Origin of the sequence: Brevibacillus sp. 1238, from assembly GCF_029892995.1 — a bacterium.
Lineage (GTDB): Bacteria > Bacillota > Bacilli > Brevibacillales > Brevibacillaceae > Brevibacillus > Brevibacillus parabrevis.
Genome location: NZ_JARXWC010000005.1, coordinates 24,908 through 44,234, shown reverse-complemented (window position 1 = coordinate 44,234; position 19,327 = coordinate 24,908). Strand labels below are relative to the sequence as shown.

Annotated in this window: 16 protein-coding genes; 13 read left to right on the top strand and 3 right to left on the bottom strand. The window is 52.5% G+C overall.

Annotated elements, in window-relative coordinates; all coding sequences use genetic code 11:
- A complete protein-coding gene (locus M2298_RS13790) occupies positions 1–1,419 on the bottom strand; it encodes a PAS domain-containing sensor histidine kinase (protein WP_242774015.1) in 1,419 nt (472 codons plus the stop codon).
- 143 nt (positions 1,420–1,562) lie between these two features.
- On the opposite strand from M2298_RS13790, the gene M2298_RS13785 reads away from it, so the two are divergent.
- The 8 genes from M2298_RS13785 (at position 1,563) to argF (ending at position 11,003) form a co-directional block, all read left to right on the top strand.
- Entirely contained in the window at positions 1,563–1,832 is a 270-nt protein-coding gene (locus M2298_RS13785; RefSeq protein ID WP_122966091.1) for a YciI family protein, read from the top strand.
- Between the two features lie 82 nt (positions 1,833–1,914).
- Positions 1,915–2,280 carry a cytochrome c551 gene (gene cccB, locus M2298_RS13780; RefSeq protein ID WP_063229284.1) on the top strand — a complete coding sequence of 122 codons (366 nt, stop codon included), beginning with the start codon at positions 1,915–1,917 and terminating at the stop codon, positions 2,278–2,280.
- Between the two features lie 210 nt (positions 2,281–2,490).
- Positions 2,491–3,531: an N-acetyl-gamma-glutamyl-phosphate reductase gene (gene argC, locus M2298_RS13775; RefSeq protein WP_173596428.1), complete on the top strand. Its 1,041-nt coding sequence runs from the start codon at positions 2,491–2,493 to the stop codon at positions 3,529–3,531.
- 13 nt (positions 3,532–3,544) lie between these two features.
- The gene (gene argB, locus M2298_RS13770) at positions 3,545–4,345 is read left to right on the top strand and encodes an acetylglutamate kinase (RefSeq protein ID WP_280648631.1); all 801 of its coding nucleotides are present in this window, start codon (positions 3,545–3,547) and stop codon (positions 4,343–4,345) included.
- Between the two features lie 13 nt (positions 4,346–4,358).
- Positions 4,359–5,540 (top strand): aspartate aminotransferase family protein, encoded by a 1,182-nt coding sequence (locus M2298_RS13765; RefSeq protein WP_280648630.1) that lies wholly within the window; start codon positions 4,359–4,361, stop codon positions 5,538–5,540.
- A 205-nt stretch (positions 5,541–5,745) separates the two neighbouring features.
- Complete coding sequence (locus M2298_RS13760) at positions 5,746–6,852, top strand: carbamoyl phosphate synthase small subunit (RefSeq protein ID WP_274874460.1); 1,107 nt, start codon at positions 5,746–5,748, stop codon at positions 6,850–6,852.
- A complete protein-coding gene (carB, locus tag M2298_RS13755) occupies positions 6,845–10,087 on the top strand; it encodes a carbamoyl-phosphate synthase (glutamine-hydrolyzing) large subunit (protein WP_280648629.1) in 3,243 nt (1,080 codons plus the stop codon). Before M2298_RS13760 ends, carB begins: the two co-directional genes overlap by 8 nt.
- Positions 10,032–11,003 carry an ornithine carbamoyltransferase gene (gene argF, locus M2298_RS13750; RefSeq protein ID WP_122966120.1) on the top strand — a complete coding sequence of 324 codons (972 nt, stop codon included), beginning with the start codon at positions 10,032–10,034 and terminating at the stop codon, positions 11,001–11,003. Before carB ends, argF begins: the two co-directional genes overlap by 56 nt.
- Before the next feature lie 143 nt (positions 11,004–11,146).
- Here the strand turns inward: argF and M2298_RS13745 are convergent, their stop codons facing one another.
- Positions 11,147–11,689, bottom strand: coding sequence for a histidine phosphatase family protein (locus tag M2298_RS13745; RefSeq protein WP_280648628.1), 543 nt, complete (start codon positions 11,687–11,689; stop codon positions 11,147–11,149).
- A gap of 464 nt (positions 11,690–12,153) precedes the next feature.
- Here M2298_RS13745 and M2298_RS13740 point away from each other — a divergent pair, with 464 nt between their 5' ends.
- The 3 genes from M2298_RS13740 to M2298_RS13730 all read left to right on the top strand — a co-directional run bounded on the left by M2298_RS13740 (position 12,154) and on the right by M2298_RS13730 (position 16,141).
- On the top strand, positions 12,154–13,413 hold the full coding sequence (locus M2298_RS13740) for an argininosuccinate synthase (protein ID WP_063229292.1): 1,260 nt from the start codon (positions 12,154–12,156) through the stop codon (positions 13,411–13,413).
- Positions 13,410–14,855 carry an argininosuccinate lyase gene (gene argH / locus M2298_RS13735; protein WP_122966098.1) on the top strand — a complete coding sequence of 482 codons (1,446 nt, stop codon included), beginning with the start codon at positions 13,410–13,412 and terminating at the stop codon, positions 14,853–14,855. The genes M2298_RS13740 and argH overlap by 4 nt, the downstream gene beginning before the upstream one ends.
- 167 nt (positions 14,856–15,022) lie before the next feature.
- Positions 15,023–16,141 carry a GerAB/ArcD/ProY family transporter gene (locus M2298_RS13730; RefSeq protein ID WP_122966099.1) on the top strand — a complete coding sequence of 373 codons (1,119 nt, stop codon included), beginning with the start codon at positions 15,023–15,025 and terminating at the stop codon, positions 16,139–16,141.
- A 55-nt stretch (positions 16,142–16,196) separates the two neighbouring features.
- Here M2298_RS13730 and M2298_RS13725 read toward each other — a convergent pair whose 3' ends face one another.
- Complete coding sequence (locus M2298_RS13725) at positions 16,197–17,354, bottom strand: iron-containing alcohol dehydrogenase (RefSeq protein WP_173599939.1); 1,158 nt, start codon at positions 17,352–17,354, stop codon at positions 16,197–16,199.
- A gap of 385 nt (positions 17,355–17,739) precedes the next feature.
- On the opposite strand from M2298_RS13725, the gene ftsE reads away from it, so the two are divergent.
- Both ftsE and ftsX read left to right on the top strand, forming a co-directional pair.
- Complete coding sequence (gene ftsE / locus M2298_RS13720) at positions 17,740–18,426, top strand: cell division ATP-binding protein FtsE (protein ID WP_063229295.1); 687 nt, start codon at positions 17,740–17,742, stop codon at positions 18,424–18,426.
- Positions 18,416–19,312: a permease-like cell division protein FtsX gene (gene ftsX, locus M2298_RS13715; RefSeq protein WP_122966101.1), complete on the top strand. Its 897-nt coding sequence runs from the start codon at positions 18,416–18,418 to the stop codon at positions 19,310–19,312. Before ftsE ends, ftsX begins: the two co-directional genes overlap by 11 nt.
- Positions 19,313–19,327 lie beyond the last annotated feature (15 nt).

Here is a 19,327-nt window from a genome sequence, read left to right as displayed (position 1 = left end):
TTATGACTGCACGACTTTCGGCAAAGTAATCATGACGGTGGTTCCTTTGCCGAGTTTGCTCGTGATTTCAAGCGTACCACCATGATCGCGAATGATTTTGGAGCTTACGAGAAGCCCCAGACCCGTTCCGGTTTCTTTTGTACTGTAAAATAGCTCTCCCAATCGCGGAAGCAGCTCCTCGGGTATGCCGTGGCCTTGATCGGTTACCCGAACCAGGACGTTCTGATCGTCCTCGACGACTGCGATGGAGAGGATTCCTCCTGACGGCATGGCTTCCATGCCGTTTTTTATGATGTTGATAAACACTTGTTTGATTTGATACTCCTCACAAGGAATCAGCGAAGTAGCTGACGGAAAATGTGTCACGATATTCACGTTTTTTAACAGCGCTTGTGGCGCAAGCAGCTTGATGACAGAGTGAAGCAGCGGCAGCAGACCGTTTGGCGCGTACCGCTGAGTCTGTGGCTTGGCCATCAGCAAAAGCTCGCTCGTGATGGAAGAGATGCGCTCGATTTCGGAAAGCATGATTTGCACATATTGATGGTTTGTTGCCGGTTCGCTTTCCATCAATTGCAGGAATCCTTTCAATGAAGTGAGCGGATTGCGGATTTCGTGCGCGATGCCTGCGGCAAGCTCGCCGAGGGCGGAGAGCTTGTCCGAGTAACGCAGCAGCTCCTCCGAATGCCGCCGCTCTGTAATATCGCGGGCAACGATTACGGTATTTTTCACGTGGCCGTCTGCTCCGATGTCCGGCGTTCCTTTGAACTCAAAAATAAGCATCCGGCCATCGGGATGACGATACGAATACTCGGCTTCCAGTGGTATCTTGTCCACGATCATCTTTTGAAAATCAAGGCTGGCGGCTTGACGCTGCTCAGGCTGTATCAAAACGGAAAAGTGCCGGAGCAAAATGTGTGAGGCAGACAGACCAAGAACGGATTGAATCGATGGCGATGCATATGTAATGTGCCCGTTCAAGTCGACAATCAAAATCAGATCCATGATGTTTTCCGAAATCAGCCGAAAATTTTCTTGCATGAAAAGTAACGCTTCTTCTGTCTGCTTTTGGCGTGTAACATCCTTGGCAATCGAATAGCGGCAAACGATTTCTCCGTTATGAAAGATTGGGAAGCTGGAGATGCTGATCTCCAAATAACGTCCGTCCCGATGTCGGAGACGGTACGGTATATTTTTGCGAACGCCTTCTTTAAGCAGGCTAACCAGTCTTTCCTTGTCCGGCTGAGGAACAGGGGCAATCAGCTCCCACATTTTCATCCGCAGCAGTTCAGGAGCGGAGTAGCCCAACAGTTCTTCTCCTGCGGCGTTGACGCCAGTAAGGTTGCCATGCATGTCGATAATGTAAACAGCATCGGGATTGTTATGGAAGAGCGAATTGTACAACTGCAACTGCGTACCCATACCTGACCGCCTTTCTGTCGCTTCTTGCTCCATTTCAAAACGTTCGCTGTAGAGTGAAAAAATCCTACCCGGGCTAAAGTCCTGATTGTCAAATATGGTATACTGCAAACAAACGCACGAACTGATAAGGAGAGGGTTCACGCATGTTGTATGTCGCTTTTTTGCCGATTGTTGATCAGGAATTGAATGCCAAAATCAGGCCAGCGCATTTGGAGTATATTAACGATCTGTACCGTCAGGACAAGGTGTTTATGGCAGGACCATTCACGGACAAGCAGGGCGGTCTGGTCATCTACAAGGCAGAGTCCTTGGAAGAAGCGCGCAAACTGGCCGAAGCCGATCCGGTCGTAGTAGAAGGGGCGCGGACTTTGGAGCTGCGCGAGTGGAGCCCGCTTGAACTGCCTTTGACCTAAATTCGGCAGGGAGAGGAATGAAGAAGTCGTCGTCGAGGCATACTTAGCGAAGAATTTCTACTTAAATAAGGAGGGAACAGCCTTGAAACGCATCCCGTTCACCCTGCTTGCGGCTGTACTCACATTCTCGCTAGGCGCCTGTGGCGGCGGCAATCAGCAGACGCAACCCCCTGCTGAGAAGCCGGCTACTGAATCGCCTTCCACCACGGCTCCATCCGGCAGCTACGATGCTGCAACGGCAGAAACGCTGTTTAAAAACACCTGTGCCGGGTGCCACGGCCAATCGCTGGAGGGCGCAGTTGGTCCCAACCTGCAAAAGATTGGCTCGGAACTGACAAAAGATCAAATCTTGGAAGTGTTGAACAAAGGCAAGGGCGCGATGCCGCCTGGACTGGTAAAAGGGACAGACGCGGAAAACATCGCAGCTTGGCTTGCTGACAAAAAGTAAATAACGGCAAGAACGAAGCGCTCGGAGAATATCCGGGCGTTTTTTTATTGCTAGGGACTTATAAAAATTCATGCTGGCGAAGAACCAATTAAGGCTGAGCACCAGCAGAAAAATTAGCGCATACAGATTTGCCAGTTGTATTTCATCTGAATTTTTATTATCATTCATGTATAAAAATACAAAAACGGATATAAAGAAAGGGAGAGGTTCATGGTTCGGGTCGGAATCGTTGGGGCAACTGGTTACGGCGGAGCGGAATTGATTCGTCTGCTGGCTGGCCACCCTCAAGTTGAAATAGCAAATGTATATTCAAGCTCGGCGGATGGAGAGGGACTGGAAAAAACGTTTCCGCATGTAAGCGGGCTGGGGTTGCCAAAGCTTTTGCCTATTGATGCGGACAGCATGAGCAAAGCGAATGATTTGATTTTTCTGGCCACGCCTGCGGGGATCAGCGCCGGATTGTCTCCACAACTGGTCGAGAGCGGCGTGAAGGTGATCGATCTGTCCGGCGATTTTCGGTTGGAGAAGGGCGATGTATACAAAGCCTGGTATAAAAAAGAGCCAGCGCCAGCCAGCTTTGTCGAGCAGGCGGCATACGGACTGACGGAATGGAATCAGGAGCAGGTCGCAGGTGCCAGCCTCATTGCCAATCCGGGATGCTATCCGACAGCGGCACTCCTCGCTTTGATTCCTTTGATGAAAAGCGGGTGGGTCAAGCCGAACAGTTGGATCGTTGACGCCAAGTCAGGTGTTTCCGGGGCGGGCCGAGGTGTTTCGCTCGGCGTTCACTACAGCGAAATCAACGAAAGCATCCATGCTTACAAAGTAGGCAGCCATCAGCATACGCCAGAGATTGAGCAGGAGCTGCACAAGCAGAGCGGCGTGGAGACGATCGTGCAGTTTACTCCTCACCTCGTGCCGATGACGCGCGGGATTTTGGTCACGGCTTACGGTCAACTGAGCCAGGAGGTAAGCCAGGCACAAATACAGGAGCTGTACGAAGCGACTTATGCTGACAAACCGTTTGTCCGTGTACGTCCAGCGGGAAGCTATCCGCATACGAAGGAAGTGTACGGCTCCAATTACTGCGACATCGCCATTCATGTAGATCAGCGTACGGGTCGGGTCGTTTTGCTGTCCGTGATCGACAACATGATGAAGGGGGCAGCAGGCCAAGCGGTGCAAAATATGAACGTCATGTTCGGAATGCCAGAAAAAACGGGTTTGCCGCTCGTTCCGGTATTCCCGTAGAGGAGGAAAAGCGATGCAGGGGATAGTCGTTATCAAATGCGGCGGCAGCACGATGGATCAGTTGCCGGACTCTTTTTTTCAGGCGATTGCGAAGCTGCAACAGGAAGGCAAGCAGATCGTTATCGTGCATGGCGGGGGGCCTGCGATTAACAGCATGCTGGACCGCGTGCAAATCACGCCGCAGTTTGTCGACGGGTTGCGCGTGACTTGCGAAGATACATTGCGCGTCGTGGAAATGATTTTGTGCGGAAGCATCAACAAGCTACTCGTGCGGCGCTTGACCCAAGCGGGCGCCAAGGCATGGGGCGTGAGCGGAATCGACGGACAGACACTCGTGGCGCAAAAAACGTCCAAACCGCTGGGCTGGGTAGGAGAGATTACGAAAGCCGATACGGCCATTCCGGCTGCGATTCTGGAAAAAGGCTACGTTCCGGTCATTGCTCCGCTGTCCGTGAGCGATAACGGGGTGGATACGTACAACGTCAACGCGGATGTAGCAGCGGGCGCAATCGCGGCAGCACTTTCTGCGGAAAAGCTGATCATGGTAACAGATGTTCCAGGGATCATGCGGCCGCAAGCAGACGGCACCAAAGAAGTTGTCGCGCAAACAAGCACAGAAGAGATTCAAGCGATGATCCAGGCCCAAATCATTACCGGCGGAATGATTCCGAAGGTTCAGGCAGCACTGGATGCACTCGGTCAAGGCGTCAATCAGGTCGTCATTTGCAGGGGAACAGCGGAAGACTTGCTCGGCGTCTGCACAGGGGAGACAGTCGGTACAACGGTCAGAATGAATGTAAATCACGCCAATTAAGGAGGGCAAAGACATGAGTACAGTGACAGCGCCATTGCATGTTATGAATAACTATGCAAGATGGCCAATCAGCCTGGTAAAAGGCAAAGGAAATCAAGTGTGGGATGATCAGGGGAAAGCCTATCTCGATTTTACCTCAGGCATCGCGGTCACCTCTTTGGGGCACGTCCCGCCAAAAGTGACAGCCAAGCTGCACGAACAGCTGGATACGCTGTGGCATTGTTCTAATCTGGTGCACATTCCGCAGCAACAAATTTTGGCGGAAAAGCTGAGCCGCCTGTCAGGGCTGGATCAGGCGTTTTTTTGCAACAGCGGGGCCGAGGCGAATGAGGGCTTGATCAAGCTGGCTCGCCGCTATGCGCAAAAAGTGAAAGGCGAGGATCGCTACGAGGTCATTACGTTTGCGCAGTCTTTTCACGGACGTACCTTGGCGACTTTGACAGCGACAGGCCAGGACAAGGTCAAGGATGGTTTCCTGCCTTTGCCTGCGGGCTTCGTCACAGTACCGTACAACGATCTCGCGGCGGTTCAATCCGCGATTAACGACAAGACGTGCGCGATCATGCTGGAACTGGTTCAGGGCGAAGGCGGCGTGCACCCGGCAGAGGAAGCCTGGGTGAAATCACTGCGTGACTTGTGCGATGAGCACGGATTGTTGCTCTTGGTCGACGAAATTCAGACGGGCATTGGCCGAACCGGCACATGGTTCGCTTTTCAACAATATGGGGTCAAGCCGGATGCGATTTCTTTGGCAAAAGGCTTGGGCAGCGGCTTCCCGATCGGCGCAGTCGTTGCTACAAAAGAAGTGGCAGAAGCATTTTCGCCAGGGACGCACGGAACGACATTCGGCGGAAACCCGTTGGCAGCGACAGCAGGAATCGCTACGCTTGCGACGATGGAAGAAGAACAAATCCTCGATCAGGTAGCGCATATCTATCAAGTGTTGACGCAAGAGCTGGAAAAATTGAAGGCCGAGCATCCTGACAAGATCGTCACCGTGCGTGGAAAAGGGCTGCTTTTGGGCGTAGAGCTGACCATCCCGGCGGGCGATATCGTGACGTATGCACGGGAAAAAGGAGTCATCTTCCTGACGGCAGGGCCGCAAGTTTTGCGTCTGCTCCCTTCCTTCGTTACGACGGACGAGGAAGTAAAGCAGGCAATGGCTGTATTCGGAGAGGCTTTGGAGCAAGCCTAACAGCAAAGAGTGCATGTTCTGCCAAAATGCAACGAGTTGCGGAAGTCAAAAAACTCGTTGCATTTTTATAATGTTGAATGTATATTAATACAAAGAGTTGCATAAATTCTCGGTATGAACGGTATACAAGTGAATGAATTATTCACCTGATCATATGCGCCAGTTGGCGTCTAGACGTGCCTATTGGAGAGGAGTGGCTTCACGGATGAACAGAGAGAATCAATCACTGGGAACGGGATACCTCACGTTGGAGAGCGGCGAGGTATTCGCAGGACAGCTTTACGGTGCTCCCATTAACGGATTCGGAGAAGTGGTTTTTCATACAGGGATGACGGGCTATCAGGAAGTCATGACTGACCCTTCCTTTGCGGGACAGATCGTCGCCTTCACATATCCATTGATCGGGAACTACGGGATCAATGAAAAAGATTATGAAGCAGCCAAGCCGGCATTGACGGGAATGATCGTCAGCGAGCTGTGCACAGAGCCTAGCCATTACGAGTCGACCAAGACACTGGCCCAGGCGGCGGAAGACTTCGGCTTTCCGATCCTGGCCGGAATCGATACCCGAACCATTACGAAGCGCGTACGGCAAAATGGTCCGGTCTTCGGTGTGATTTCCGATCAGCCTATGCAAGCGGCTGAAGTGGCGTCACTGCGCTACAAGCATGCGAAAAAATCATTGGTAGCGAACGTTTCCACGAATCAAATCGAGCGTTACCCGGGTACAGGCGAGCATGTCGTGCTGGTCGATCTCGGAATGAAAAAATCGATTCTCGATTCGCTGTTGGAACTGGGATGCCGTGTCACGGTGGTGCCGTTTGATACGACATTTGCCCAAATCAACGCGCTTGCGCCAGACGGACTGCTGTTTTCCAACGGCCCTGGAGATCCGGAGCATCTGCTCGCGTATTGCAGCGAATGGCGAAAAGCGGTTGAGCAGTACCCGACACTTGGCATCTGTCTGGGCCATCAAGTGCTGGCGCTGATGTACGGCGGCAAAACAGAGAAGCTTGCTTACGGCCACCGCGGAAGCAACCATCCGGTGAAGGACATGATGACGGGCAAGGTATACATGACCTCGCAAAACCACGGATATGTCGTTAAAGAAGAAGCTCTGGACAAACGCCAGTTGGCCGTGTCGTACCGAAATGTAAATGACGGCTCGGTAGAAGGGCTGCGCCATGTGAGTCTGCCCGTGTTCAGCGTGCAGTACCATCCGGAGGCGCATCCCGGACCGAGCGATACTTCCCATATATTCCACCAATTCTTGCAATCGATGCGTGTAGTAGGAGCGAAGAGATATGCCTAAATTGCCACACATTCACAAAGTTTTGGTTATCGGTTCTGGCCCGATCGTTATCGGTCAGGCGGCCGAATTTGATTACGCCGGAGCACAAGCCTGCCTTTCGTTGAAAGAAGCGGGCGTGCAGGTCGTGCTGGTGAACAACAACCCGGCGACGATCATGACAGATGAGCAAGTAGCAGACAAAGTGTATCTGGAGCCGCTCACCGTGGAATCGGTGACCGAGATTATCGCCAAGGAGCGCCCGGACGGCCTTTTGCCTACACTGGGCGGACAGACCGGACTGAATCTCGCCGTTTCCCTGGCGGAAGCGGGAGTCCTGGAAAAGTATCAGGTACAGCTGCTGGGAACGCCGCTTGCCGCCATTCAAAACGGGGAAGACCGTGAACTGTTCAAGCAGTTGATGCAACAAATCGGAGAGCCGGTTCCCGAGAGCGACACAGTGGAATCCGTAGAAGCGGCCATTCGATTTGCCAACTCCATCGGCTATCCCGTCATCGTCCGTCCTGCCTATACATTGGGTGGAGCAGGGGGCGGCATCGCCGAGGATGAAGTTGCTCTGCGCAAAGTTGCGGCGGGCGGCATCGCAGCCAGCCCGATCGGGCAAGTGCTGATCGAGCGGAGCGTAAAAGGCTGGAAAGAGATTGAATACGAGGTCATGCGGGATGCCAACGACACCTGCATCATCGTCTGCAATATGGAAAATTTGGACCCGGTGGGCATCCACACGGGAGACAGCATCGTCGTGGCGCCATCGCAAACTTTGACAGACCGCCAGTATCAAATGTTGCGCAGCGCTTCGACAAAAGTGATCCGCTCGCTGGGCGTAGTAGGCGGCTGCAATATCCAGTTTGCCCTCGATCCCGATTCTGACCGCTACGTGCTGATCGAAGTCAACCCGCGGGTGAGCCGCTCGAGTGCGTTGGCTTCCAAGGCGACAGGCTATCCGATTGCGCGGATCGCTGCCAAGCTGGCATTGGGCTATGGGCTGGACGAAGTGATCAACCCGATTACGGGTTACACGTATGCCAGCTTTGAGCCTGCTTTGGACTACATCGTGGTAAAAATTCCGCGCTTTCCGTTTGACAAGTTCCCGCACGCTGACCGCAAGCTGGGTACGCAGATGAAGGCAACGGGCGAAGTCATGTCCATCGCCCGCAATCTGGAGGCTGGCTTGTTGAAGGCCGTTCGCTCGCTGGAGCAAGGCTGCACACACCTGTCTCGCCCGGAGCTTGCTTCATGGACGAATGAAGAGCTGGCTCAAGCTTTGCAGGATGCGACTGATATCCGTTTGTTCGTTTTCGCCGAAGCGATCCGCAAAGGGTTCACAGAAGAACAGTTGCACGGCCTGACAGGGGTAGATCCGTTTTTCCTGCGGAGCTTGCGCAAAATCGTCGACATGGAAGTCGAGCTGTCGGCTCACGACAGCAGCACGCTCTCCACAGAGCTGCTGTTGGCTGCCAAACGTCTCGGTTTTGCTGATGAAACAATCGCTTCGCTGACCGGAGCAACGCCTTTGCAAATCAAACAACAGCGCGAGACAGCGAACATTACGCCTACTTATAAAATTGTGGATACGTGCGCGGCAGAGTTCGACGCACAGACACCGTACTACTATTCGGATTGGCAAGGAGTAGATGAAGTCGAGACATTGACCGGACGAAAAGTTCTGGTGCTCGGCTCCGGCCCGATCCGCATCGGGCAAGGCATCGAGTTCGACTACTGCTCTGTCCACGCCGCAAAAGCTTTGCAAACAAGCGGAATTTCCGCTGTCGTCGTAAACAACAACCCGGAAACTGTGAGTACGGATTATGAGACGGCTGACCACCTTTACTTTGAGCCGCTGCATGTGGAAGATGTGCTGCACGTTGCCGAACGTGAACAGGTAGAAGGAGTCATGGTTCAGTTTGGCGGGCAAACGGCGATCAATCTGGCGGCAAAGCTGGAGCAGGCCGGGTTGAAGGTAATGGGCACGTCACTTGCTGCCATTGAACGGGCAGAGGATCGCGAGCTGTTCTACGCCATGCTGCGCAAGCTCGACATTCCGCACATCCCGGGCAAAGGGGTGTCGTCTCTGGAAGATGCGACCGCGATCGCAGAAGAGATTGGCTTCCCTGTTTTGATGCGGCCCTCGTACGTCATCGGCGGACAAGGAATGGTGGTTGTACACGACATCGCAGAGCTGGAAGCGACGATCAGTGAATGGCTGAATCATCCGCAAAGCAGCGCGTTTTTCCCGCTTTTGGTCGATAAATACGTACCAGGTCGGGAAGCCGAAGTTGATGCGGTTTGCGATGGGCAGTCTGTCGTGATCCCGGGAATTTTCCAACACGTGGAGAAAGCGGGGATTCACTCTGGTGACAGTGTGGCGCTTTTCCCGGCTCCGGCCCTATCTGCTGAAATCAAGAGCAAAATCGCCAGCTATACAGAAGCGATCGCCCGTGAAATGGGAGCGGTCGGTCTGATCAACATCCAGTTCGTCATCGACACGGATACCGTGTATGTGCTGGAGGTAAACCCGCGTGCATCGCGTACAGTGCCAATCACGAGCAAGGTGACAGGCATCCCGATGGTCCAGTTGGCTGTAAAGGCTCAATTGGGTGAAAAGCTGGCGGATATGGGATACGGAACAGGCTTGCTGCCGGACATTCCATTTGCCGTCGTCAAAGCACCTGTCTTTTCCACGATCAAACTGAATGGCGTGGACCCGGTTCTCGGTCCTGAGATGAAGTCTACCGGAGAGGTGTTGGGACTGGGACGGACGTTTGAGGAAGCGGCCGGAAAAGCGTTTGCCTTCAAGGACAATCTGTACGGCGACTGGCAAACAGGCAAGCTGGTCATGGTCTCGCTGACTGACGCGGACAAAAAGGAAGAAGTCGGCAAGCTGATCGGACAGCTGCAAGCAGAAGGAGCGGCTCTAGCGGCAACGGCTGGTACGGCCGAATGGCTGGTAGCGTCGGGCGTTTCGGTCAAACATGTCGTGGAAGACGAAGCGGCCTGGAATCAATTGCTGCAAAAAGAGCAGGCAGCCTTTGCGCTGATTACCGCTACAAAAGGAAACCAACAGGGCAGAAGAGGGTTTGCCTTGCGCAGCCGCATGGTCCAGCAAGGAGTTCCGCTGTTCTGTGCAACAGATACATTCTCGTTATATGTGAAGTCCATTATGATGAAAAGAGGTGGCTCTCATGCAGCCAGTGAAGATATTGGAACACTTTCAAAACTTGCCCCTGCAAAAGCATAAAGGAAAAGACTTTTTGCGTGTCGATGAGTTCAGCGGTGAAGAATTGATGGAGCTGCTCCATCTTGCGGCGCACATCAAGCAGCTGCAAAAGCTGGGACAGCCGTTTACGCCTTTGCAAGGCAAGACGTTGGGCATGATTTTTGACAAGGCTTCGACTCGTACGCGCGTTTCCTTTGAAGTGGGGATGCACCAGCTTGGCGGGCTCGGAATGTTCATGAGCGGCAAGGAATTGCAACTGGGACGCGGAGAGCCAATCAGCGATACGGCAAAAGTATTGTCGCGCTACGTCGATGCGATCATGATTCGCACGTTCTCGCACTCTTACGTGGAAGAGTTGGCTGAACACGCCTCTATTCCGATCATCAACGGTTTGACGGATTTGTACCATCCATGCCAGGCACTGGCTGACATGCTGACGATCTGGGAGCACAAAGGCAAGCTCAAAGGCGTCAAGCTCGCCTATGTGGGCGACGGGAACAACGTAGCCAACTCGCTCGTTCTGGCAGCCGTTTTGCTCGGACTCGAAGTGCGCGTGGCAACGCCGGTTGGCTATGAGATGGATGCTGCCATCGTAGCAAAAGCGGTCGAGTACGCGAAAAAGAGCGGCGGAAAAATGATCGTGACGCATGACCCGGTAGAGGCAGTCGCGGGGGCAGACGCTGTTTACACAGACGTATGGACCAGTATGGGCTTTGAAGAAGAAAACGAAGTGCGCCTGAAAGCATTCGCCGAGTACCAGGTGAACGAGCAACTGGTAGCACACGCGGATCGCCATTACTTGTTCCTGCACTGCTTGCCAGCGCACCGTGGCGAAGAAGTGAGCGCGGGAGTCATTGACGGCGCAAGCTCGGTTATTTTCGATCAGGCTGAAAACCGCTTGCATGCACAAAAAGCCGTTTTGGCAGCGCTCGTGTAGAGATACGCGTAATGAAGCCGAACAGGCCGTGAATTTATGATTTGCGCTTGCCGAAGAAGCGGCAAACTAAAAAAACAGTTACAAGAGGCACAGTGTTTTGAACCTGGCCCTTGTAACTGTTTTTTGTTTGGACGCACGCTCAGCTACAGCTCGATCCTGGTTAGCTGCCATTTTTCCCGGCTTTGTGTGAGGTGAAATACGTCTGGATTGCGAAGCTGCTCCCAGTCGGAAAAGCCAATCCGCTCGTCGAAAGCTTTCAGGACGAGGGCGAGCAGACAGCCGTGTGTGACAAGCACAAAAGTCTGGTCGCTTTCGCTTTGCAACAGTTCGTGGATGACTGCGCAGGCCCGATCCATTGCCTCCTGGCTGGACTCGCCACCCTCCAGCTTGAGAGAAAGGTCAGCGAACGTATCGCGCAACCGCTCATACCAGTCAGGGCGAGGCACGCTGGAAAGCACGCGTTCTTCCAGGCGCTCGTCCGTTTCTATCAGGATGCCTTGCTTGCGAGCAAATGGCTCGATCGTAGCCAGCGCCCGCCGATACGGACTGGAGATAATGCGGTCGATCGGGTAAGCGGCAAAAAAAGATGCCAACTGCTCGGCTTGGGCCGCTCCACGTTCAGTGAGCGCCGCTTCTGGTTCTTGGCCTGTAGCCTGGCAGTGGCGCACCAGAAAAATTTGCTTCATCTGTTCCTCCCATCCGGCTTTGAAAGTCCCAAAGCGTATAACTATATGGATTCTCCCTGAATGGGAGTCATTCCTATCGTCGCCGCAGCTTCATTTCGCATGAATACACTTTTCTATGCATAAATACAGTTTTATGCACGCCAAAAAGCGGGCGAGAAGCGAGCGGGAGGCAGCACAGAGTCGGTTTTGAATAAACAGAATTTTTTGCCTATACAAAAGGCACAAGCGGCAAGTCTGGATCGGCTCAGAGCGCGATAAAATGGCGAAAAACGCCTATGCGATGGGAACTGGCGAATGGCACATGTGGAAAAAGCGGGTAGCTTGCCGCTTTTTCGGGTAAAAAACGGCTGACTAATTTTGTCTGTGAAAATCTCGCAAATAAATGCGAAAAGTGGTTGTATTTTTATTAACTCGTTTGTATAATTACTCACATAAGAGATCACTTGAAACGGGGAGAGAGAATAATGGCAAAAGATAAAATTGTTTTGGCCTACTCTGGCGGTTTAGATACATCGGTAGCAATTAAATGGTTGCAAGACACGTACAATTTTGACGTCATCGCGGTTGCTTTGGATGTAGGGGAAGGCAAAGACCTCGATTTCGTTCAGAAAAAAGCACTTCAAGTAGGAGCGCTCAAATCCATCGTTGTTGATGCGAAGGAAGCATTCGCAGAAGAATTTGTCCTGCCTGCCCTGAAAGCAAATGCGATGTACGAAGGCAAATACCCGCTCGTGTCGGCTTTGTCGCGTTACCTTATTTCTCGCGTGCTGGTTGAGATCGCAGAAAAAGAAGGCGCTGTAGCGGTAGCGCACGGTTGCACAGGAAAAGGAAACGACCAGGTGCGTTTCGACGTATCCTTCACTGCCTTGAATCCTGATATCAAAATCGTGGCGCCTGTTCGCGAATGGGGCTGGACTCGCGACGAAGAGATTGAATATGCGAAAAAGAACAATATCCCGATCCCGATTGATCTGGACAATCCATACAGCATTGACCAAAACTTGTGGGGCAGAAGCTGCGAGTGCGGTGTTCTGGAAGATCCGTGGGCAGCGCCGCCAGAAGGTGCGTACGATCTGACGAAATCAATCGCAGACGCTCCAGAAGAAGCGGAAGAAATCGAGATCACGTTTGTCCAGGGCAAGCCAACTGCGCTGAACGGCGAGGAGCTGCCATTGTCCGAACTGATCCTGAAGCTGAACAAAATTGCCGGAAACCACGGCGTAGGCCGCATCGACCACGTAGAAAACCGCCTGGTGGGCATCAAATCCCGCGAGGTGTACGAAACACCTGCTGCGACTACCCTGATTCTCGCGCACCGCGAGCTGGAATTTTTGACGCAGCCTCGTGAAGTAGCGCAATTCAAGCCGATTGTGGAGCAAAAAATGGCGCAAGTGATCTATGAAGGTCTGTGGTATTCGCCAATCCGCAATGCCGTTCAGGCGTTCATCGAAGAAACGCAAAAGCACGTAACAGGTGTCGTTCGCGTGAAGCTGCACAAAGGACATGCGATTGTAGTGGGCCGCAAATCTGCTTCGACACTCTACAGCCACGAGCTGGCTACTTACAATGCAGGCGATCAGTTCGATCACAAAGCAGCGCTTGGTTTCATCAAGCTGTGGGGATTGCCGACAAAAGTATACGCGCAAGTGAACGAAGGCGTATTGCATGAGAACAAAAATACGGCGATCAAGATTTTGGATGAAAAGGATGCGATCACGCAATGAAACTGTGGGGAGGACGCTTCACGAAGCCGACGAATCAGCTCGTAGAAGAGTATACAGCTTCTATCTCTTTTGACCAGAAGATGTGGCGTCAGGACATCGTCGGCAGCCTGGCTCATGTTGCCATGCTGGGTAAGTGCGGCATCCTGCCGATGGAGGAAGTACGTCAAATCATCGCGGGCTTGAAAAAAGTAAAAGACAAAATCGAGCGTGGGCAGGCCGAGTTTTTGGTCGCGCACGAAGATGTTCATATGAATATCGAGAAAATGCTGATTGAGGAAATCGGTCCGGTGGGGGGCAAGCTTCACACCGGACGCAGCCGCAACGATCAGGTTGCCCTGGATATGCACCTGTACCTCAGAGAGAAGCTGATGGAGATCATCCAGTTGGCGATGTACCTGCAGGAAGCGATGCTTGCGCAAGCCAGTCAGCACCTCGATACCGTCATGCCGGGTTATACGCATTTGCAACGTGCGCAGCCTGTCCTGTTCGGCTACCACTTGATGGCGTATGTTTCGATGCTTCAGCGTGACATCGAGCGGATGACCGAGACGTGGAATCGCGTGAATGTGCTGCCGCTTGGCGCCGGTGCCCTGGCAGGCACGACGTTCCCGATCGACCGTACGTTTGTGGCTGAGATGCTGCAATTTGACGGCATTTATCAAAATAGCATGGACGCGGTAAGCGATCGCGATTTCATCGTCGAGTTTTTGGCTGACGCTTCGCTGTTGATGACGCATTTGTCCCGTCTGTGTGAAGAGCTCGTCATCTGGAGCAGCCAGGAGTTCTCGTTTGTCGAGCTGGATGATGCCTTTTGCACAGGTTCCAGCATCATGCCGCAGAAGAAAAATCCGGATGTCGCCGAGCTTGTGCGCGGAAAAACGGGCCGTGTGTACGGCAATCTGTTTGGTTTGTTGACCGTGCTCAAAGGCTTGCCGCTGGCGTACAACAAAGACATGCAGGAAGACAAGGAAGGCATGTTCGATACCGTGGCGACGATTCATGGCGCTCTTGCTCTGCTCACGCCGATGATCCAGACCATGCAGGTGAGAACAGAACGCATGCGTCAGGCTGTCACCAACGATTTCTCCAATGCGACTGATTTGGCGGATTACTTGGTGCGCAAAAACATGCCGTTCCGCCAGGCGCATGAAGTCGTGGGCAGAACCGTTCTGTACTGCATCGAGCAGCAAAAATATTTGCTCGACTTGACTTTGGAGGAGTTCCAAAGCTTCTCGGGCGTGATCGGGGCAGACGTGTACGATGCGCTGGCAGTAGAGACGGTCGTAAATGCCCGCAACGTGCTGGGCGGTACAGCGCGCAATCAGGTAGAAGCACAGATTGCCTGGTTCCAGAACAAGCTGAAAGAGACACACGTCTGGGTAGATAAAAACAGTCAAAAAGTGATGATTGAATCGTTGATCGATGTCGGATCACCCGCATAATCGAGCAGTTTGACTAAAGCATGAGGACGGATAGGCAGCGAGCCTGTCCGTTTTTTTCATGCAAAAATGAATTTGAGGGGAGCGGAGGCGGGGCTTGGCGTTTAGCGGGGGGCGTATGGGGAAATAATTGTGAAAAGGTCATAAGGTCGAAAGCGGGCAAAATCATCATGCTGGACAATTACAAAATCAGTCCCCGACAATTTATGATGCTGGTTACCCTCGTAACGATTGGAGATTCTGTACTTGTCCTGCCGGCTATCTCAGCCGATCTCGCGAAACAGGACGCCTGGATTGCAGTCATGATCGGGCTTGTCATCGGACTGGGCAATGTGCTGCTGCTGATCGCAGTGGGCAAGCGCTATCCGAATGTAAGCTTTTTTTCGTTTATCGATCGATTATTCGGGCGTGTCCTGGGCACCATGATTACGCTCTCCTTCGTCTGGTACACGTTTTTTTCAGCCTCAGCTCACGTCTTGGAAACAGGAGATTTTGTCGGGACGTATCTTTTGAATGACACGCCGAGCATCGCGATTCAGCTGTTGCTCGTTATTCTCATCATGTTCGGAGTGCGGCTCGGGCTGCAAACGGTGGCCTACTCTGCGCAAATTTATTTTTACACCTTCTTTTTCCTGTTCGTGCTGCTCATCCTTTCCCTGATTCCGCAAGCTGATCTTTCCCGGCTACAGCCTGTGATGGAAAATGGCTGGAAGCCGATTGTGGCAGGTGCCATCCCTTCCGTTGCGTTTCCTTTTTCAGAGTTGGTTATATTTTTGGCGATTCTGCCGTACGTCTCACCCATTCAAAAGCGAATGCGGCATTTTTTGAAAGGGGCTTTTTTGGGCGGGATGGTGCTTGCGATCGTTATTTTTATGTGCATCCTCGTACTGGGCGCTGACCAGACAGCGCGCCATATGTACCCGTCGTACGTCCTGGCGAAGCAAATAAAGATCGGGACGTTCATTCAGCGGCTGGAAGTCATTCTCGCCGTGGTCTGGTTCATCGCTGTGAACGCCAAGATCACGATTTACAGTGTGTTTTTTCAACTGGGACTTCGCCATGTTTTCCGCATTCAAGATATGCCTGTGCTTACGTTGCCGTACATGGTCATGCTGTTGGTCATGGCAAATATTTTTACGCCAAACATGGTTGTGTATGGCAGCATCATCTCGCAATACTGGCCGTATTACGACTTTACCTATTCGATCGGGCTTCCCGTGCTGATGCTGATCGTGTACAAGTGGAGGAGCAAATTGGCCGGGCCGCAAATCCACGACACGAAACAATAACGCCGCGACTCTTGCGAGAGCGCGGCGTTTTTCTTTGGTCGGCAGCTATGATTTTTTACAGAGACATGCGCAAAATTTCGTGGACGTCTGCACTGGTTAATGTTTTGAACTGACCAATCGGACCAAAAGGAGTTGCCTTCTGGGCCATAAGTTCCAGATGCTCGTCCGTAATTTGATAGTCAGCGAGACGGGTAGGGGCTCCGATTCGGGCAAAGAACGCTTCAACCGCCGCGATTCCTTCGAGCGCCACTTCCTCATCCGTTTTTCCGATGGGATCGACATTCCATACTTCCACGGCAAAACGGACGAATCGCGCCACGTTCTCCTTATACACATACCGCATCCACTTCGGGAAAATGATCGCCAGGCCGCCGCCGTGAGGAATATCGTACACGGCACTTACGGCGTGCTCGATGGAGTGCGTAGCCCAGTCAGTCGTCACGCCGACAGGCAACGTTCCGTTCAAAGCCATCGTCCCACTGTACAGGATGTTGGCGCGCGCGTCGTAATCTTGCGGATTGTCCAGAACGCGCTCGGCGTTTTCGATGACGGTTTTCATGATCGCCTCGGCAAAACGGGTTTGGAGCGGGATTTCGCTCGTGTGCGTGAAGTATTGCTCAAAAACGTGTGACAAAATATCGCTGATTCCGTAAATGGTCTGATCGCGCGGGACGCTGAACGTATTTTCCGGATCGAGAATGGAGAAGGTCGGGAAAGTAGTTCCAGCCCCGTGCTTTTCTTGTGTGTCCCAGTTGGTTACGACGCTGCCGCGATTCATTTCCGAGCCGGTCGCAGCGAGCGTCAGGACGGTGCCGAGCGGCAAAGCTTTTTCGGCTACTGCTTTGCGCGTATAGAAATCCCACACGTTGCCTTCGTAAGGAACGCCGACCGCAACTGCTTTTGCTGCGTCAATCACGCTGCCGCCGCCCACTGCCAAAATCCAGTCGACGCCTTCAGCGCGGCACAGGTCGATCCCTTTTTGCACAGTGCCAAGACGCGGGTTTGGCTCTACGCCTGGAAGCTCCAGCACGCGATTGCCAGCAGCTTGAAGCAGCGAGACAACCTTGTCATACAGGCCGGAGCGCTTGATGCTGCCACCGCCGTACACGAGCAGAACCGTGCTGCCAAGCTGCTTCGCTTTATCTTCCAGCTGGGCCAGTTGGCCTCGGCCGAAAATGAGTTGAGTCGGGTTATAGTAAACGAAGTTTTCCATCATGTCAGCTCCTTCATCGTCTTGCATAGCTACATTTTAACGAACTGCCCGGATGCATGCCAGCCAGCGATGTGCTGAGGCTTCGCCAAAAAAGTTTGGCTTGGTGGCGTTTCGTAAACTTTTCGGTAACAAATCGTGTCGGATGGAAGAGAAAACGCGACGCTTTCGACAAGAAATAAGAGATTTAGTGGATACCATCCGCGAAACAGGGTGGTATAATAAATAAGATGGGTAATCTCGCTGTTTTTCAACATCGAACAACAGAGGTTGCCAGAGGGAAGAGGGGTTTTGTCGATTTTGCCTGAATCAGCAGCATTTCGGCAGAGAAATAAAAATCAGGATCAAGAGAATATAGAAGGATCTGACTATGTAGGATGTGATTTGCTTGATCGAGATGTTTGATGTTTGGAAAACGTACCCGAACGGCACGAATGCACTAAAGGGTATCAACATTCGGATTGAAAAAGGCGAATTTGTGTATGTGGTTGGGCCGAGTGGAGCAGGGAAGTCCACGTTTATCAAGCTCATGTACCGCGAAGAGAAACCGACCAAAGGCCAAATTTTTCTGGGCGGCTTCAACGTAAGCCGGATCAAGGAGCGGCAAATTCCGCTCGTTCGCCGCAGCATCGGGGTTGTCTTCCAGGATTTCAAACTGTTGCCGACACTCACTGTATTCGAAAATGTCGCATTTGCGATGGAAGTAATTGAAAGCAATCCAAAACAGATCAAGCCGCGTGTCATGGATGTGCTGGGTCTGGTCAAATTGAAGCACAAGGCGAAAATGTTGCCAAGCGAGCTGTCCGGTGGCGAACAGCAGCGGGTGGCACTGGCACGGGCGCTGGTGAACAGCCCTGGCATCATCATTGCCGACGAGCCGACAGGGAACCTCGATCCCGAGACGTCGTGGGAGATCATGAAGCTGTTTGAGGAAATCAATCAGCGCGGCACAACAGTCGTCATGGCTACGCACAACCGGGAGATTGTGAACACCATGAGAAAACGGGTCATTGCCATCGAAGCAGGACAAATTGCCCGTGATGAGCAGAGAGGGGATTACGGTTATGAAGATTAGAACGCTGGGACGCCACGTCCGTGAAGGGGTCAAAAACCTCAACCGGAACGGCTGGATGTCGTTCGCGTCAGTCAGTGCCGTTACGTTTACTCTGTTCATTCTTGGCGTCTTCCTGATTTTGGCGATGAACGTCAACTATTTTGCGAAATCAGTCGAAAAACAAGTGGAAATCAGGGTCTTCATGGCGGATCTTACCTCCAAGGAAGACTTGCAAAAATTTGAACAAAGCGTGCGCAACATGCCGACAGTGGAGTCTGTCGAGTTTATTTCCAAGGACGAAGGCTTGAAGCAGTTCAAGGAGAGTATGGGGGACAAGGCGTACCTTTTTGACGGCTTGGAAAAAGGGAACCCGCTTCCCGACTCGTTTGTCGTCAAGACGAAGCTGCCGCAGGACACGCCTGCTGTCGCCAATCAAATCAAGCAAATGAAATCGGTCAGAAGCTTGAACTACGGGGAAGGAACAGTCGAAAAGCTGTTTGCTGCCACTGACACGGTAAGAAACGTAGGGATCGCCTTCATTATCGGTCTGGGCTTCACCGCCATGTTCCTGATCGCCAACACGATCAAGCTGACCATTGTAGCAAGGCGCAGAGAAATCGAGATCATGAAGCTTGTTGGCGCCACGAACTGGTTTATTCGCTGGCCGTTCTTTGTAGAAGGATTGCTCATGGGTGTAACCGGGGCATTAATCCCGATCATTTTGTTGGCAGTTGGCTACTACTACCTGCTGGATGCCATTCATTCCAGTTTTGAAGCTTCCCAACTGTTCAATCTATTGCCATTGTTCCCATTGGTGTATCAGGTAGCCCTCGCTTTGCTGGCGATTGGCGCGTTTATCGGAATCTGGGGAAGCCTGGTGTCAGTTCGCCGCTTCCTGCGAGTTTAACATTGGAAAACGTGG